This is a genomic window from Amycolatopsis stemonae (genome assembly GCF_054781455.1).
Window position 1 is genome coordinate 24,933 of record NZ_BAAGUJ010000002.1, and the last position, 14,334, is coordinate 39,266.

A 14,334-nucleotide genomic window follows, 5' to 3' on the forward strand; every position below is an offset into this window, starting at 1 on the left:
GATCACTTACCCGTCTTTCCGACCTTGCGGCGGATCTTCTCACCCTCGTACCGCAGGCCCTTGCCCTTGTACGGGTCCGGGCGCCGCAGCTTGCGGATGACGGCCGAGATCTGGCCGACCTTCTGCTTGTCGATGCCGGAGACCGAGAACCGGGTCGGGGTCTCCACCTTGAAGGTGATGCCCTCGGGGGCCTCGATCTTCACCGGGTGCGAGTAGCCGAGGGCGAACTCGAGGTCCGAGCCCTTCGCCTGCACGCGGTAACCCACGCCGTGGATTTCCATCTTCTTCTCGTAGCCGGCGGTGACGCCGACGACGAGGTTGTTCACCAGCGTGCGGGTGAGCCCGTGGAGCGCCTTGGAGGTGCGCTCGTCGTCGGGACGCTTCACCAGCAGCTCGCCGTCGTCACCGCGCTCGACGGTGATCGGCTCGGCGACGGTGTGCTCGAGGGTGCCCTTGGGCCCCTTGACCTTGATCAGCTGACCGTCGATGGTCACCTCGACCCCGGAGGGGACGGCGACCGGCAGCTTTCCGATGCGTGACATGTCTGTGCCCCCTTCCTTACCAGACGTAGGCGAGGACTTCGCCGCCCACGCTGTTGCGCTTGGCCTGCCGGTCGGTCTGGAGGCCACCGGACGTCGAGATGATCGCGATGCCCAGGCCGCCGAGAACGGACGGCAGTTCGGTCGATTTGGCGTAGACCCGCAGACCGGGCTTGGAGACGCGCCGGAGGCCGGCGATGCTCCGCTCACGGTTGGGGCCGTACTTGAGCTCGACGACGAGGTTCTTGTGCTTCTCGCCCGGCTCGTCGTGGTAGCCCGCGATGTAGCCCTCGCGCTTGAGGATCTCGGCGATGTTCGCCTTGAGCTTCGAGTGCGGGAGCTTGACCTCGTCGTGGTACGCCGAGTTCGCGTTACGCAGACGCGTCAAGAAGTCTGCGATGGGGTCGGTCATCGTCATGGTGACCTGTCAACCTTTCTCGCCCTGGTTCCCCGCCGCCCGGTACACGGGCGGCAGGGCCTGTGGCGAAGTGGGAGTTAAAAAGAAGCTCTTACCAGCTGGACTTGCGGACGCCGGGCAGCTCGCCCGCGTGCGCCATCTCGCGAAGGCAGATCCGGCAGAGCCCGAACTTGCGGAACACGGCGTGCGGACGGCCGCACCGCTGGCAGCGGGTGTAGGCGCGCACGGCGAACTTCGGCTTCTTCGCGGCCTTGTGGACCAGGGCTTTCTTGGCCATCGGCTCAGTTCTCCTTGAACGGGAAGCCGAGCTTGCGCAGCAGCGCCCGGCCCTCGTCGTCGTTCGTAGCGGTCGTGACGACGGTGACGTCCATGCCGCGGGGGCGGTCGATGGCGTCGGGGTCGATCTCGTGGAACATCGACTGCTCGTTGAGACCGAACGTGTAGTTGCCGTGGCCGTCGAACTGCTTCGGCGAAAGCCCGCGGAAGTCGCGGATACGCGGCAGCGCGATGGTCAGCAGCCGGTCGAGGAACTCCCACATCCGGTCGCCGCGCAGCGTGACGCGCGCGCCGATCGGCTGGCCCTCGCGCAGCTTGAACTGCGCGATCGACTTGCGGGCCTTGCGGACCTCGGGCTTCTGACCGGTGATCAGGGAGAGGTCCTTGACCGCGCCCTCGATCAGCTTGCTGTCACGGGCGGCGTCACCGACACCCATGTTCACGACGACCTTCACCACGCCCGGGATCTGGTGGACGTTGTCGAAAGAGAACTCCGCCTGCAGCTGGCCCTTGATCTCGTCGCGGTAGCGCACCTTGAGGCGCGGCGCGACCTTCTCTGCGGTGGTCATCAGATGTCCTTACCGTTCCGGCGCGAGATCCGGACCTTCTTGCCGTCCTCGCCGATGCGGTAACCCACCCGGGACGGCTTGCCGTCCGAGTCGACGACCATCACGTTCGAGACGTGGATGGGCGCCTCCTGCGTGACGATGCCACCGGACTGCGCGCCGCGCTGGGTCTGGGTGATCCGCGTGTGCTTCTTGATCCGGTTCACGCCCTCGACCAGCACGCGGTCGCGCTCGGGGTAAGCCTGGATGACCTTGCCCTTGGCGCCCTTGTCCTTGCCGGCGATGACGACGACCGTGTCGCCCTTCTTCACCTTCATCACAGCACCTCCGGCGCGAGCGAAATGATCTTCATGAACTTTCGGTCGCGCAGCTCGCGGCCCACCGGGCCGAAGATGCGGGTGCCCCGGGGCTCGTTGTCGTTCTTGATGAGCACGGCGGCGTTCTCGTCGAACCGGATGTAGGAACCGTCCGGACGACGACGCTCCTTGACCGTGCGGACGATGACGGCCTTGACGACGTCGCCCTTCTTCACCCCGGCGGCCGGGATGGCGTCCTTCACGGTGGCGACGATGATGTCGCCGATGCCGGCGTAGCGCCGCCCGGAACCACCGAGAACGCGGATGCAGAGGATTTCCTTCGCACCCGTGTTGTCGGCTACCCGAAGCCGCGACTCCTGCTGGATCACGTCAACTCCTGTATGTCGCGCCGGTTCTCGCCCGACGAGCGAGCCTTGCGGAACTAAGAACTCTTAAAGAGCCCTGCTTACTTGGCCTTCTCCACGATCTGCACCAGGCGCCACCGCTTCGTCGCCGACAGCGGGCGGGTCTCCATCAGGGTGACCCGGTCGCCCACGCCCGCCTCGTTGTTCTCGTCGTGCACCTTCACCTTGGTGGTGCTGCGGAGAACCTTCGAGTAACGGGGGTGCTTCTTGCGGTCCTCGAGCTCGACCACGATCGTCTTGTTCATCTTGTCCGAGACGACGTAGCCCTCGCGGACCTTGCGGTCGTTCCGGGCCGGCGTCTCGGTGGTGGGCTCGCTCATGCGGCACCTTCACTCTCGGCGTCGGGGGCAACGGACAGGCCGAGTTCGCGCTCGCGCATGACCGTGTAGATCCGCGCGATGTCCGTGCGGACGGTGCGCAGACGGCGGTTGTTGTCGAGCTGCCCGGTCGCCATCTGGAAGCGGAGGTTGAAGAGCTCCTCCTTGTACTCCTTCAGACGCAGGACGAGCTCTTCCGCGGTGAGCTCACGCAGCTCCGATGCCAGAGCACCAGCGTTCGCCATCAGAACTCACCACCTTCACGGGTCACGATGCGGCACTTCATGGGCAGCTTGTGGATCGCGCGACGGAGCGCCTCGCGGGCGGTCTCCTCGTTCGGGAACGAGATCTCGAACATCACGCGGCCCGGCTTCACGTTGGCGATCCACCACTCGGGCGAACCCTTACCGGAACCCATGCGGGTTTCGGCCGGCTTCTTGGTCAGCGGGCGGTCCGGGTAGATGGTCGTCCACACCTTGCCGCCACGCTTGATGTGACGGGTCATGGCGATACGAGCGGACTCGATCTGCCGGTTCGTCACGTAGCTGTGCTCAAGCGCCTGGATGCCGTACTCGCCGAAGCTGACCTTCGTGCCACCCTTGGCGGCGCCGTGGCGCTTCGGGGAGTGCTGCTTCCGGTGCTTGACCCTGCGCGGGATGAGCACGTCTCAGCCCTCCGTCTTTTCTGCGGTCTCGGTGGCCGGAGCCGCCGGGGCCTCGGTCGTCGCGGCAGCGGCCGCGCGACCGGCTTCGGTCGAGGTGGCGGTCGTGCCCGACGCGCCGGAACGACGCGGGCGGGACGGCCGGTCGCTGCGGTCACGGTCGCGGCGCGGCGCGCGCTCGGCGGCGTCACGGGCCTCGCGAGCCTTCAGGCCACCGACGAGCTCACCCTTGTAGATCCACACCTTGACGCCGATGCGACCGAACGTCGTCTTGGCCTCGAAGAAGCCGTAGTCGATGTCGGCGCGCAGCGTGTGCAGCGGGACGCGGCCATCGCGGTAGTGCTCGGAGCGGGACATCTCGGCACCGCCGAGACGACCGCCGCACTGCACGCGGATGCCCTTGACCTGCGGCGAGCGCATGGAGGTCTGGATCGCCTTCCGCATCGCGCGGCGGAACGCCACGCGGTTGGAGAGCTGCTCCGCGACCGCCTGGGCGACCAGCTGGGCGTCGGCCTCGGGGTTCTTGACCTCGAGGATGTTCAGCTGGACCTGCTTCTTGGTCAGCTTCTCCAGCGCGCCGCGGATCCGGTCGGCCTCCGCGCCGCGGCGGCCGATGACGATGCCCGGCCGGGCGGTGTGGATGTCCACGCGGACGCGGTCACGGGTGCGCTCGATCTCGACCTTGGAGATGCCGGCGCGCTCCATGCCCGTGGCGAGGAGCTTGCGGATCTTGACGTCCTCGGCCACGTACTCGGCGTACTGCTTGTCGGCGTACCAGCGCGACTTCCAGTCCGTGGTGATACCCAGGCGGAAACCGTGCGGGTTGATCTTCTGGCCCACTACCGGCCACCTGCCTTCTTCTTGCTCTGAGCCTTCTGCGCGACGGCCGGACGCGACTCCACCTCGACGGTGATGTGGCTGGTCCGCTTGCGGATCCGGTACGCGCGGCCCTGGGCCCGCGGGCGGATGCGCTTGAGGGTGGGGCCCTCGTCGGCGTACGCGTTCTTGACCCAGAGGGTGTCCGGGTCCAGCTGAAGGTTGTTCTCGGCGTTGGCCACAGCGCTGGCGAGCACCTTCGCGACCGGCTCGCTGGCCGCCTGCGGGGCGAACCGGAGCACGGCCAAGGCGTCGGCGGCGCTACGTCCCTTGATGAGCTCGATCACCCGGCGCACCTTGGTCGGCGAGTCCCGGACGAAGCGAGCCCGCGCGTAAGCCGTAGGCAAGGCCTCGACCGTCGCGTCGTTCTGGGCGTTCATCGCTACTTCCCTTGTCTCTTCTCGTGCCCGCTCAGCGGCGGCGCGACTTGCGGTCGTCCTTGATGTGGCCCTTGAAGGTCCGCGTCGGGGCGAACTCGCCCAGCTTGTGACCCACCATGGCCTCGGTGACGAACACCGGGACGTGCTTGCGGCCGTCGTGCACGGCGATCGTGTGTCCCAGGAAGTCCGGGATGATCGTCGAGCGGCGCGACCAGGTCTTGATGACCGTCTTCTTGCCCGATTCGTTCAGCGCGTCCACCTTCTTGAGCAGGTGGTCGTCCACGAACGGGCCCTTCTTAAGGCTGCGTGGCATGTGCTTCTACCTCCCTGCTCAGCGCTTCTTGCCGGTACGCCGGCGGCGGACGATGAGGGCGTCGCTCGGCTTGCGCCGACGCGTCCGGCCCTCGGGCTTACCGTTCGGGTTGACCGGGTGGCGACCACCGGAGGTCTTACCCTCACCACCACCGTGCGGGTGGTCGACCGGGTTCATGACGACACCGCGGACCGTGGGGCGCTTGCCGCGCCAGCGGTTGCGGCCGGCCTTGCCCCAGTTGATGTTGGCGTGCTCGGAGTTGCCGACCTCGCCGACCGTGGCGCGGTTGCGCACGTCCACGTTGCGGATCTCGCCCGAGGGGAGACGCAGCTGGGCGTACGGACCGTCCTTGGCGACGAGCTGCACCTTCGCGCCCGCGGACCGCGCCATCTTCGCGCCGCCGCCGGGGCGGAGCTCGATCGCGTGGATCACGGTGCCGACCGGGATGTTGCGCAGCGGCAGGTTGTTGCCCGGCTTGATGTCGGCCCGGGGGCCGTTCTCGACGGTGTCGCCCTGCTTCAGCTTCTCCGGCGCGATGATGTAGCGCTTCTCGCCGTCGGCGTAGTGCAGCAGCGCGATGCGCGCCGACCGGTTGGGGTCGTACTCGATGTGCGCGACCTTGGCCGGGATGCCGTCCTTGTCGTTGCGACGGAAGTCGATGACGCGGTAAGCACGCTTGTGGCCGCCACCCTTGTGCCGGGTGGTGATCTTGCCGGACGAGTTGCGACCGCCCGAACCGCTCAGCGGACGAAGCAGCGACTTCTCCGGGGTGGAGCGGGTGATCTCGGCGAAGTCCGAGACGCTCGAACCGCGACGACCCGGGGTCGTCGGCTTGTACTTGCGGATGCCCATTGTCAGCTCAGTCCTTTACGCGGTGGGTCCGCCGAAGATCTCGATCGCCTTGCTCTCGGGCGAAAGAGTCACGATGGCGCGCTTGGTGTCCTTGCGCTTGCCGAAGCCCGCGCGAGTCCGCTTCCGCTTGCCCTGGCGGTTGGCCGTGTTGACGCTGACCACCTTGACGCCGAACACCTTCTCGACCGCGATCTTGATCTGGGTCTTGTTGGCGTCCGGGCGGACGATGAACGTGTACTTGTGGTCCTCGAGCAGCCCGTAGGACTTCTCGGAGATGACCGGCGCGAGCAGGATGTCGCGGGGGTCCGGAATGGCGACCGAACTCACTTCTCGTCACTCCCTTCCGTGACCTCGCCCGACCGCGCCGAGGCCTTCGCCTTGCCGCGGGCGGGGCCGGCGACGAACACGTCGTACGCGGCCTTGGTGAACACGACGTCGTCGTTGACCAGGACGTCGTAGGTGTTGAGCTGGTCGGCCCAGAGGAGATGCACCTCGGGCAGGTTCCGCAGGGAAACCCAGCTCAGCTCGTCGTCCCGGTGCAGCACCACGAGCACGCGCTTCGCGGCCGTGACGGCGGCGAGGGCGGTCTTGGCGGCCTTGGTCGACGGCTTCTCACCGGTCACCAGCTCGGTGACGACGTGCAGCTGGCCGGCGCGCGCCCGGTCGGAGAGGGCGCCACGCAGAGCGGCGGCCTTCATCTTCTTCGGGGTGCGCTGCGAGTAGTCACGCGGCGTGGGGCCGTGGACGACGCCACCGCCGGCGAACTGCGGCGCGCGGGTCGAACCCTGGCGGGCACGGCCGGTGCCCTTCTGCCGGTACGGCTTCTTGCCGCCACCGGAGACCTCACCACGGGTCTTCGTGTCGTGCGTGCCCTGGCGCGCGGCGGCCAGCTGGGCCACCACCACCTGGTGCATCAGCGCGACGTTGGCCTGCACGTCGAAGATCTCCTCGGGGAGATCGACCGTGCCGTCGGCTTTACCGGCCGGGGTCTTCAGCTCGACGTTCGTCATTCGGAGTTACCACCCTTCGCGGCGCTGCGCACGAACAGCAGGCCGCCCTTGGGACCGGGCACGGCGCCCTTGATCAGCAGCAGGCCGTCCTCGGCACGCACGGCGTGCACGGTCAGGTTCTGCGTGGTGACCCGGTCGTTGCCCATCCGGCCCGCCATGCGCAGGCCCTTGAACACGCGGCCGGGGGTGGCGCAGCCACCGATCGAACCCGGCTTGCGGTGCACGGCCTGGGCACCGTGGCTCGCGCCCTGGCCCTTGAAGCCGTGGCGCTTCATGACACCGGCGTAGCCCTTGCCCTTGCTGGTACCGGTCACGTCGACCTCGACGCCGGCGGCGAACACCTCGGCGGTGATCTCCTGGCCGACCTCGTAGGTCTCGGCGTCGGTGGTACGCAGCTCCGCGAGGAAGCGCCGCGGGGTCACGCCCGCCTTGTCGTAGTGGCCGGTGCGCGGCTTGTTCACCTTGCGCGGGTCGACCGCGCCGAACGCCAGCTGCACGGCCGTGTAGCCGTCCTTGTCGGTGGTCCGAACCTGGGTGACCACGTTCGGACCGGCCTTCACGACGGTGACCGGGACAACCCGGTTCTGCTCGTCGAAGACCTGGGTCATGCCGAGCTTGGTGCCCAGGATGCCCTTCACTTGCCTGTCAGACATGAGTCTCTTATCTCCGCCGCTCGCCCAACGCTTACTGGATGTTGACGTCGACGCTCGCCGGCAGGTCGATGCGCATGAGCGCGTCGACCGTCTTCGGCGTCGGGTCGAGGATGTCGATCAGACGCTTGTGCGTGCGCATCTCGAAGTGCTCGCGCGAGTCCTTGTACTTGTGCGGCGAGCGGATGACGCAGTAAACGTTCTTCTCGGTGGGCAGCGGCACCGGCCCGACGACCCGGGCGCCGGTGCGCGTGACCGTCTCCACGATCTTGCGCGCCGAGGTGTCGATCGCCTCGTGGTCGTAGGCCTTGAGCCGGATGCGGATCTTCTGTCCCGCCATGGTGGCTGCTCGTTCCTTGTCGTCTCGTGCCGCTATCTCACAAACCTGCCCCGGGTGCTGCCACCCTGGCCTGGTTTCCGCAGTTCAACGGCCCTGTCCCCGGTCCACGCGGTCGGGCGTGTCGCGCCCGACGCACAGACGGATCCCGCGGGATCGTCGTCTTGCCTGGTCTTCCTCAACGTGAGGAGGCGATGAGCCGGCCGCGCTTGTGCAAGCCCTGCCGTTCACTGCCTTTGCCCGCTCGCCTACCCGAAGGAAAGGACTCCGCGGACCGTGGCCACTCGCACCAGGGCGGCCGGACCCCCGAAGGAATCGGCCGCCCCAGGACGAGCAACCTGAATAGTGTCGCACACGTGATTTGACGCCCCTGACCCGGGGGTGTATCAGCCCCGGGCGGGGCGCCGAATCACTTGATGATCTTGGTGACCTGACCCGCACCGACGGTGCGGCCGCCCTCGCGGATCGCGAAGCGCAGGTTCTCGTCCATGGCGACCGGCTGGATCAGCTGCACCGAGATGTCGGTGTTGTCGCCCGGCATGACCATCTCGGTGCCCTCGGGGAGGGTCACGACGCCGGTCACGTCGGTGGTGCGGAAGTAGAACTGCGGGCGGTAGTTGTTGAAGAACGGGGTGTGACGGCCACCCTCGTCCTTCGACAGGATGTAGACCCGGCCCTCGAAGTCGGTGTGCGGGGTGGTGGTACCCGGCTTCACGACGACCTGGCCGCGCTCGACGTCCTCGCGCTTGATGCCGCGGAGCAGGAGGCCGACGTTGTCGCCCGCCTGGCCCGAGTCGAGCAGCTTGCGGAACATCTCGACACCGGTGACAGTCGTCTTCTGCGACTTCTCCTTGATGCCGACGATCTCGACCTCTTCGTTCACGTTGACCACGCCACGCTCGACGCGGCCGGTCACGACGGTGCCGCGGCCGGTGATCGTGAAGACGTCCTCGATCGGCATGAGGAACGGACGGTCGAGCTCACGCACCGGGTCCGGCACGTTGTCGTCGACGGCGTGCATCAGCTCGAGCACGGCCTCGCCCCACTTGGCGTCGCCCTCGAGGGCCTTCAGGCCCGAAACGCGCACGACCGGCGCGTCGTCGCCCGGGAACTCCTGCGAGGACAGCAGCTCGCGAACCTCGAGCTCGACGAGCTCCAGGATCTCCTCGTCGTCGACCATGTCGGCCTTGTTCAGCGCGACCACGATGTAGGGCACGCCGACCTGGCGGGCGAGCAGCACGTGCTCACGGGTCTGCGGCATCGGGCCGTCGGTCGCGGCGACCACCAGGATCGCGCCGTCCATCTGGGCGGCACCGGTGATCATGTTCTTGATGTAGTCCGCGTGACCGGGGGCGTCGACGTGCGCGTAGTGACGCTTCTCGGTCTGGTACTCGACGTGCGAGATGTTGATCGTGATGCCGCGCTGCTTCTCTTCCGGCGCGTTGTCGATCTGGTCGAACGCGCGGGCCTCGTTCAGCTCCGGGTAAGCGTCGTGCAGCACCTTGGTGATCGCCGCGGTCAGCGTGGTCTTGCCGTGGTCGACGTGACCGATGGTGCCGATGTTGACGTGCGGCTTGCTCCGCTCGAACTTCGCCTTCGCCACTGGAATGTCCTCCTGGACTGATTTCGCTTTGTGCTCGGGGGCCGGCGTGGCTGCCGACCCCCGAATGTTCCTTCGTCGGTGCTGCGGACGTTCAGGAGAGTCCCTTAATGCCCGCGCGCGGTGGGGGAGTTACTCCCCCGTCGCCTTCGCGATGATTTCCTTCGCGACGTTCGCGGGAACCTCGGCGTAGGAGTCGAACACCATGGAGTAGTTCGCCCGGCCCTGGGTGCGGGACCGCAGGTCGCCGACGTAGCCGAACATCTCCGACAGCGGGACCAGCGCCTTCACGACGCGGGTGCCCGACCGCTCCTCCATGGCCTGGATCTGACCACGGCGGGAGTTGAGGTCACCGATGACGTCACCCATGTAGTCCTCGGGCGTGGTCACCTCGACCGCCATCATCGGCTCCAGGATCACCGGGCCGGCCTTCTTCGCGGCTTCCTTCATCGCCATGGAACCGGCGATCTTGAACGCCATCTCCGAAGAGTCGACCTCGTGGTAAGCACCGTCCAACAGGGTGAACTTCAACCCGACGAGCGGGTAGCCGGCCAGGACGCCGTACTGCATCGCGTCCTGCGCGCCCGCGTCCACCGACGGGATGTACTCCCGCGGCACGCGACCACCGGTCACCTTGTTGTCGAACTCGTAGAGCGCGCCGTCGGTGCGCTCGAGCGGCTCCAGCTTCACGATGACCTTCGCGAACTGGCCGGAACCACCGGTCTGCTTCTTGTGGACGTAGTCGAGCTTGTCGACCGTCTTCTTGATCGTCTCGCGGTAGGCGACCTGCGGCTTGCCGATGTTCGCCTCGACCTTGTAGTCGGACTTCATCCGGTTCACCAGCACCTCGAGGTGCAGCTCGCCCATGCCCGCGATGATCGTCTGGCCGGTGTCCTCGTCCAGCTTGACCTGGAACGTCGGGTCCTCTTCGGCCAGCTTCTGGATCGCCAGGGACAGCTTCTCCTGGTCGGCCTTCGTCTTCGGCTCGATCGCGACCCGGATGACCGGCTCGGGGAACGTCATCGACTCCAGCACGATCGGGTTCTGCGGGTCCGCCAGGGTGTCACCCGTGGTGGTGTCCTTCAGCCCGATGACCGCGTAGATGTGGCCGACCTGGGCGTCGTCGACCGGGTTCTCCTTGTTGGAGTGCATCTGGAAGATCTTCCCGATGCGCTCCTTGCGCTCCTTGGTCGCGTTGATGACCTGAGCGCCGGCGGCGACCTTGCCCGAGTACACCCGGATGTAGGTCAGCTTGCCGAAGAACGGGTGCGCGGCGATCTTGAACGCGAGCGCGGCGAACGGCTCGTCGACCGAGGCCTTGCGGGTCACGACGGTCTCACCGTCGGGCAGCAGGCCCTCGACGGCCGGGACGTCCAGCGGCGACGGCAGGTAGTCGATCACCGCGTCGAGCATGGGCTGCACGCCCTTGTTCTTGAACGCGGAACCGGCCAGGACCGGGAACGCCTCGCGGGTGATGACCAGCTTGCGGATGCCGGACTTGATCTCGGCCTCGGAAAGCTCTTCGCCCTCGAGGAACTTCTCCATCAGCGCGTCGTCGGTCTCGGCGACGCTCTCGATCAGCTTCTCGCGGTACTCGGCGGCACGGTCGGCCAGCTCGGCGGGGATGTCCTCGACCGAGTAGTCCTCGCCCTTCTGGACCTCGCCGCGCCAGGTCAGCGCCTTCATGCGGACGAGGTCGATGACGCCCTCGAAGTCGTTCTCCGCGCCGATCGGCAGCTGGATCGCCAGCGGCTTGACGCCGAGGCGCTCCTCGATGGTCTTCAGGGTGTAGTAGAAGTCCGCACCCAGCTTGTCCATCTTGTTGACGAAGCAGATGCGCGGGACGTCGTACTTGTCCGCCTGCCGCCAGACCTGCTCGGACTGCGGCTCGACGCCTTCCTTGCCGTCGAAGACCGCGACCGCGCCGTCGAGCACCCGCAGGTTGCGCTCCACCTCGACGGTGAAGTCGACGTGCCCGGGGGTGTCGATCAGGTTGATCTGGTGGTCGTTCCAGAAGGTGGTGGTGGCAGCCGAGGTGATGGTGATACCCCGCTTCTGCTCCTCCTCCATCCAGTCCATGGTGGCGGCGCCGTCGTGGACTTCACCGATCTTGTAGTTGACCCCGGTGTAGAACAGGATCCGCTCGGTGGTGGTGGTCTTGCCGGCGTCGATGTGCGCCATGATGCCGATGTTGCGGACCTTGTTGAGGTCGGTCAGCACTTCACGTGCCACGAGAATGTTCCCCTGTCTCAAGCGTGGGGCCCGGCATGGCTTGCATCTGATGCCGGGCGGAAATCACCAGCGGTAGTGCGCGAAGGCCCGGTTGGACTCGGCCATCTTGTGCGTGTCCTCGCGACGCTTCACGGAGGCACCGAGGCCGTTGGAAGCGTCGAGGAGCTCGTTCTGCAGGCGCTCGATCATCGTCTTCTCGCGGCGGGCCTGCGAGAAGGAGACCAGCCAGCGCAGCGCCAGGGTCGTGGAGCGGCCCGGCTTGACCTCGATCGGCACCTGGTAGGTGGCACCACCGACGCGGCGGCTCTTCACCTCGATGGTCGGGCGCACGTTGTCGAGAGCGCGCTTCAGCGTGACGACCGGGTCGGTGCCGGTCTTCTCGCGAGCGCCTTCGAGCGCGCCGTACACGATGCGCTCGGCCAGCGACCGCTTCCCGTCCTTCAGCACCTTGTTCACCAGCTGGGTGACCAGCGGGGAGGCGTAGACGGGGTCGGAGATCAGCGGCCGCTTCGGGGCCGGACCCTTGCGGGGCATTAGCTCTTCTCCTTCTTCGCGCCGTACCGGCTGCGCGCCTGCTTGCGGTTCTTGACACCCTGGGTGTCGAGCGAACCGCGGATGATCTTGTAACGGACACCCGGAAGGTCCTTCACACGACCACCGCGCACGAGCACCATCGAGTGCTCCTGCAGGTTGTGGCCCTCACCGGGGATGTAGGCGGTGACCTCGATGCCGCTGGTCAGCTTCACACGCGCGACCTTGCGCAGCGCCGAGTTCGGCTTCTTGGGGGTCGTCGTGTACACGCGAGTGCACACGCCGCGCCGCTGCGGGCTCCCCTTGAGGGCCGCCGTCTTCTGCTTGGCAGCCTTGTCCTGGCGGCCCTTGCGGACCAGCTGCTGGATCGTGGGCAATGGACCAGCTTCCTGTCGTGATCTGCTTCTTCGTGTCTTCACCGGCCCCCGCGGTCGGGCGTGTCGGCCCGCGTCACGGTCTTGCGACCGGTAACTTCCCGGAGGGATTTCCGTCGGAACCCCGACCTGCCGAAGCCGGTGACCGGGTGCCTGAGCACCCCGCCCATGCGCACGGCACGCGGAGCGGCCCGACGCCTGCCGGGCACGGTCTCCAAAGATACCCGCCCGGGTCCGGAGGGAGCGCGGCGGGGGGTCCGAAGGTCGAGGAACCTCCAGCCTACCTCTCAACACCGCCTGCAGGCGGGATGTTCCGGAGTCCGGTCGCGTCCGCGTTTTCCGCTCGACCGCCCGGGACCTGGGCTTCGCGACCGCTCCGTACAACACCGCCGGCCTCGGGGATGTTCCCCGGCCGGTCCCGGCGGCCGGCCACCCCGGCCGGCCGGCCGGCGGAGCGGCGCGTCAGTCTTCTTCGGGCTTCGCGTGGTCGGGCTTGCCCGGGTTCGGGTCGCGCGAGAGGTCGATGAGCGGGTGCACGCCCGCCCCCTCGGGCGCCGCGTGGCTGCCGGTCGACTTCGGTTCTTCTTCCGGCCGCTCGGCCCGTTCACTGCCGCTCATGACGCACTCCTAGCGCTCGTCCCCTGCTTCCCCTTGCGGCCGGAAACCTACCCATTACCCGGCCGGGTGACGCAGCGGGATCGGATCCGGCGTTCCGTGCGTCACACTGTCGCCGACCGGCCACGATGGGTCGACCACATACCGGCCGAAGGGGAGGAACCAGGGCATGTCCGCCGAGTTCGAGCAGCTGGTGACCGAGTTCGAACGGTTCCGGTCGACCATCCGCCACGTCGACGACCGGTTCGCCGGCCTCGGCGCGATGCAGCAGGAGCTGACCGAACTGCGGGCGAGCGCGACCTCGCCGGACGGCGGCGTGACCGTGGTCACCGGACCGGGCGGCGCGGTCCTCGACGTCAAGGTCACCGACGCGGCGCTCGCGAAGGGCGCGCAAGCGCTTTCGGTGACGCTGCTGGCCACCCTGCGCGAGGCCGTCGGCGAGGCGGCCCGGCGCCAGGCGGTGCTCGTCCAGGAGCACGTGGGCGGCGACCTCGTCGAGCAGGTGCTCGAGACCCAGGCCGTCGCGTTCGGAACCACCGTCGAGGAAATGCGGTCGAAGTTGGCGCAGGAACCCCCGCACCGGGCGGCACCCGACGACTTCTCCGAAGAAACGGTGCTGCGCCAGGCCGACACCCCGCCCCCGCCGCCGCAGGCCCCGCAACGCGGCGGGTCGGCCGGCGTCACCTTCCTGCGGAACCTGTTCGACGAGGAGGACTGATGCCCGACGGAGCCGGCGGCTACCAGGTCGAGGTCGACGCGCTGCACAAGTACGTCGGCGACCTCGGCGAGTACAAGGACCAGGGCGCGCGGATCACCGAGCAGGTGGGCCGGTCGAACGTCGGCGACAAGTCGTGGGGCGTGGTCGGCATCTTCACCAAGGGCGGCTACGACGACACCCTCCGCGAACTGCAGACCCTGCTTTCGTCGCTGGCGGACGGGCTGGCGACGGCCCAGGCGAAGCTGACCGACGCGGCGAACGTCTACCAGGGCATCGAGGACGACCACACGACCTTCTTCGGCCAGGTCGAGGTCCTGCTCGACGGCCCGGGCAAGCACTGAGGGGGAC

General features: G+C 67.6%; 24 protein-coding genes. 2 read left to right on the top strand and 22 right to left on the bottom strand.

What is annotated here, in order from left to right; all coding sequences use genetic code 11:
• Positions 1–2: 2 nt before the first annotated feature.
• The 22 genes from rplF to ACYVLJ_RS06180 all read right to left on the bottom strand — a co-directional run bounded on the left by rplF (position 3) and on the right by ACYVLJ_RS06180 (position 13,271).
• On the bottom strand, positions 3–542 hold the full coding sequence (rplF, locus tag ACYVLJ_RS06075; RefSeq protein ID WP_451982319.1) for a 50S ribosomal protein L6: 540 nt from the start codon (positions 540–542) through the stop codon (positions 3–5).
• A gap of 16 nt (positions 543–558) precedes the next feature.
• Positions 559–957, bottom strand: a complete 399-nt coding sequence (gene rpsH / locus ACYVLJ_RS06080; protein ID WP_004558871.1) for a 30S ribosomal protein S8 — start codon at positions 955–957, stop codon at positions 559–561.
• A 91-nt stretch (positions 958–1,048) separates the two neighbouring features.
• Positions 1,049–1,234: a type Z 30S ribosomal protein S14 gene (locus ACYVLJ_RS06085; RefSeq protein ID WP_004558870.1), complete on the bottom strand. Its 186-nt coding sequence runs from the start codon at positions 1,232–1,234 to the stop codon at positions 1,049–1,051.
• Positions 1,235–1,238: 4 nt separating this feature from the next.
• A complete protein-coding gene (gene rplE, locus ACYVLJ_RS06090; protein ID WP_451982322.1) occupies positions 1,239–1,802 on the bottom strand; it encodes a 50S ribosomal protein L5 in 564 nt (187 codons plus the stop codon).
• Positions 1,802–2,116 carry a 50S ribosomal protein L24 gene (gene rplX / locus ACYVLJ_RS06095; protein ID WP_086675498.1) on the bottom strand — a complete coding sequence of 105 codons (315 nt, stop codon included), beginning with the start codon at positions 2,114–2,116 and terminating at the stop codon, positions 1,802–1,804. The genes rplE and rplX overlap by 1 nt, the downstream gene beginning before the upstream one ends.
• Positions 2,116–2,484 carry a 50S ribosomal protein L14 gene (gene rplN / locus ACYVLJ_RS06100; RefSeq protein WP_004558867.1) on the bottom strand — a complete coding sequence of 123 codons (369 nt, stop codon included), beginning with the start codon at positions 2,482–2,484 and terminating at the stop codon, positions 2,116–2,118. Before rplN ends, rplX begins: the two co-directional genes overlap by 1 nt.
• A gap of 77 nt (positions 2,485–2,561) precedes the next feature.
• Positions 2,562–2,840, bottom strand: a complete 279-nt coding sequence (rpsQ, locus tag ACYVLJ_RS06105; RefSeq protein WP_086675499.1) for a 30S ribosomal protein S17 — start codon at positions 2,838–2,840, stop codon at positions 2,562–2,564.
• Positions 2,837–3,082 (bottom strand): 50S ribosomal protein L29, encoded by a 246-nt coding sequence (gene rpmC, locus ACYVLJ_RS06110; protein ID WP_086675500.1) that lies wholly within the window; start codon positions 3,080–3,082, stop codon positions 2,837–2,839. Before rpmC ends, rpsQ begins: the two co-directional genes overlap by 4 nt.
• Positions 3,082–3,501, bottom strand: coding sequence for a 50S ribosomal protein L16 (gene rplP / locus ACYVLJ_RS06115; protein WP_004558864.1), 420 nt, complete (start codon positions 3,499–3,501; stop codon positions 3,082–3,084). The genes rpmC and rplP overlap by 1 nt, the downstream gene beginning before the upstream one ends.
• Positions 3,502–3,504: 3 nt before the next feature.
• Positions 3,505–4,338: a 30S ribosomal protein S3 gene (rpsC, locus tag ACYVLJ_RS06120; protein ID WP_072474761.1), complete on the bottom strand. Its 834-nt coding sequence runs from the start codon at positions 4,336–4,338 to the stop codon at positions 3,505–3,507.
• Positions 4,338–4,754, bottom strand: coding sequence for a 50S ribosomal protein L22 (rplV, locus tag ACYVLJ_RS06125; RefSeq protein ID WP_086857325.1), 417 nt, complete (start codon positions 4,752–4,754; stop codon positions 4,338–4,340). The genes rpsC and rplV overlap by 1 nt, the downstream gene beginning before the upstream one ends.
• Positions 4,755–4,785: 31 nt before the next feature.
• Positions 4,786–5,067, bottom strand: a complete 282-nt coding sequence (gene rpsS / locus ACYVLJ_RS06130) for a 30S ribosomal protein S19 (protein ID WP_003102083.1) — start codon at positions 5,065–5,067, stop codon at positions 4,786–4,788.
• Between the two features lie 18 nt (positions 5,068–5,085).
• The gene (gene rplB, locus ACYVLJ_RS06135; RefSeq protein WP_257921854.1) at positions 5,086–5,919 is read right to left on the bottom strand and encodes a 50S ribosomal protein L2; all 834 of its coding nucleotides are present in this window, start codon (positions 5,917–5,919) and stop codon (positions 5,086–5,088) included.
• Between the two features lie 15 nt (positions 5,920–5,934).
• The gene (gene rplW, locus ACYVLJ_RS06140) at positions 5,935–6,246 is read right to left on the bottom strand and encodes a 50S ribosomal protein L23 (RefSeq protein ID WP_003102087.1); all 312 of its coding nucleotides are present in this window, start codon (positions 6,244–6,246) and stop codon (positions 5,935–5,937) included.
• Positions 6,243–6,929 carry a 50S ribosomal protein L4 gene (gene rplD / locus ACYVLJ_RS06145; protein WP_451982325.1) on the bottom strand — a complete coding sequence of 229 codons (687 nt, stop codon included), beginning with the start codon at positions 6,927–6,929 and terminating at the stop codon, positions 6,243–6,245. Before rplD ends, rplW begins: the two co-directional genes overlap by 4 nt.
• On the bottom strand, positions 6,926–7,582 hold the full coding sequence (rplC, locus tag ACYVLJ_RS06150; protein WP_451982329.1) for a 50S ribosomal protein L3: 657 nt from the start codon (positions 7,580–7,582) through the stop codon (positions 6,926–6,928). The genes rplD and rplC overlap by 4 nt, the downstream gene beginning before the upstream one ends.
• Positions 7,583–7,613: 31 nt before the next feature.
• The gene (rpsJ, locus tag ACYVLJ_RS06155) at positions 7,614–7,919 is read right to left on the bottom strand and encodes a 30S ribosomal protein S10 (protein ID WP_003102098.1); all 306 of its coding nucleotides are present in this window, start codon (positions 7,917–7,919) and stop codon (positions 7,614–7,616) included.
• A 406-nt stretch (positions 7,920–8,325) separates the two neighbouring features.
• A complete protein-coding gene (gene tuf, locus ACYVLJ_RS06160) occupies positions 8,326–9,519 on the bottom strand; it encodes an elongation factor Tu (protein ID WP_451982332.1) in 1,194 nt (397 codons plus the stop codon).
• 129 nt (positions 9,520–9,648) lie between these two features.
• On the bottom strand, positions 9,649–11,748 hold the full coding sequence (gene fusA / locus ACYVLJ_RS06165; RefSeq protein ID WP_451982335.1) for an elongation factor G: 2,100 nt from the start codon (positions 11,746–11,748) through the stop codon (positions 9,649–9,651).
• 63 nt (positions 11,749–11,811) lie between these two features.
• Positions 11,812–12,282 (bottom strand): 30S ribosomal protein S7, encoded by a 471-nt coding sequence (gene rpsG / locus ACYVLJ_RS06170; protein ID WP_072474768.1) that lies wholly within the window; start codon positions 12,280–12,282, stop codon positions 11,812–11,814.
• Positions 12,282–12,656, bottom strand: coding sequence for a 30S ribosomal protein S12 (gene rpsL, locus ACYVLJ_RS06175; protein ID WP_003102113.1), 375 nt, complete (start codon positions 12,654–12,656; stop codon positions 12,282–12,284). The genes rpsG and rpsL overlap by 1 nt, the downstream gene beginning before the upstream one ends.
• 459 nt (positions 12,657–13,115) lie before the next feature.
• Entirely contained in the window at positions 13,116–13,271 is a 156-nt protein-coding gene (locus ACYVLJ_RS06180; RefSeq protein ID WP_451982338.1) for a hypothetical protein, read from the bottom strand.
• Between the two features lie 166 nt (positions 13,272–13,437).
• Here ACYVLJ_RS06180 and ACYVLJ_RS06185 point away from each other — a divergent pair, with 166 nt between their 5' ends.
• Together ACYVLJ_RS06185 and ACYVLJ_RS06190 are read left to right on the top strand one after the other, a co-directional pair.
• Positions 13,438–13,986: a YbaB/EbfC family nucleoid-associated protein gene (locus ACYVLJ_RS06185; protein WP_460438025.1), complete on the top strand. Its 549-nt coding sequence runs from the start codon at positions 13,438–13,440 to the stop codon at positions 13,984–13,986.
• Positions 13,986–14,327 (top strand): ESX-1 secretion-associated protein, encoded by a 342-nt coding sequence (locus ACYVLJ_RS06190; protein WP_460438026.1) that lies wholly within the window; start codon positions 13,986–13,988, stop codon positions 14,325–14,327. Before ACYVLJ_RS06185 ends, ACYVLJ_RS06190 begins: the two co-directional genes overlap by 1 nt.
• The last annotated feature ends 7 nt before the right edge of the window (positions 14,328–14,334 follow it).

Coding starts and splice junctions, on each gene's coding strand:
- rplF (WP_451982319.1), bottom strand. CDS start 542: ATGTCACGCATCGGAAAGCTGCCGGTCGCCGTCCCCTCCGGGGTCGAG.
- rpsH (WP_004558871.1), bottom strand. CDS start 957: ATGACGATGACCGACCCCATCGCAGACTTCTTGACGCGTCTGCGTAAC.
- ACYVLJ_RS06085 (WP_004558870.1), bottom strand. CDS start 1,234: ATGGCCAAGAAAGCCCTGGTCCACAAGGCCGCGAAGAAGCCGAAGTTC.
- rplE (WP_451982322.1), bottom strand. CDS start 1,802: ATGACCACCGCAGAGAAGGTCGCGCCGCGCCTCAAGGTGCGCTACCGC.
- rplX (WP_086675498.1), bottom strand. CDS start 2,116: ATGAAGGTGAAGAAGGGCGACACGGTCGTCGTCATCGCCGGCAAGGAC.
- rpsQ (WP_086675499.1), bottom strand. CDS start 2,840: ATGAGCGAGCCCACCACCGAGACGCCGGCCCGGAACGACCGCAAGGTC.
- rpmC (WP_086675500.1), bottom strand. CDS start 3,082: ATGGCGAACGCTGGTGCTCTGGCATCGGAGCTGCGTGAGCTCACCGCG.
- rplV (WP_086857325.1), bottom strand. CDS start 4,754: ATGAACGCCCAGAACGACGCGACGGTCGAGGCCTTGCCTACGGCTTAC.
- rpsS (WP_003102083.1), bottom strand. CDS start 5,067: ATGCCACGCAGCCTTAAGAAGGGCCCGTTCGTGGACGACCACCTGCTC.
- rplB (WP_257921854.1), bottom strand. CDS start 5,919: ATGGGCATCCGCAAGTACAAGCCGACGACCCCGGGTCGTCGCGGTTCG.
- rplD (WP_451982325.1), bottom strand. CDS start 6,929: ATGACGAACGTCGAGCTGAAGACCCCGGCCGGTAAAGCCGACGGCACG.
- rplC (WP_451982329.1), bottom strand. CDS start 7,582: ATGTCTGACAGGCAAGTGAAGGGCATCCTGGGCACCAAGCTCGGCATG.
- rpsJ (WP_003102098.1), bottom strand. CDS start 7,919: ATGGCGGGACAGAAGATCCGCATCCGGCTCAAGGCCTACGACCACGAG.
- rpsG (WP_072474768.1), bottom strand. CDS start 12,282: ATGCCCCGCAAGGGTCCGGCCCCGAAGCGGCCGCTGATCTCCGACCCC.
- ACYVLJ_RS06180 (WP_451982338.1), bottom strand. CDS start 13,271: ATGAGCGGCAGTGAACGGGCCGAGCGGCCGGAAGAAGAACCGAAGTCG.
- ACYVLJ_RS06185 (WP_460438025.1), top strand. CDS start 13,438: ATGTCCGCCGAGTTCGAGCAGCTGGTGACCGAGTTCGAACGGTTCCGG.
- ACYVLJ_RS06190 (WP_460438026.1), top strand. CDS start 13,986: ATGCCCGACGGAGCCGGCGGCTACCAGGTCGAGGTCGACGCGCTGCAC.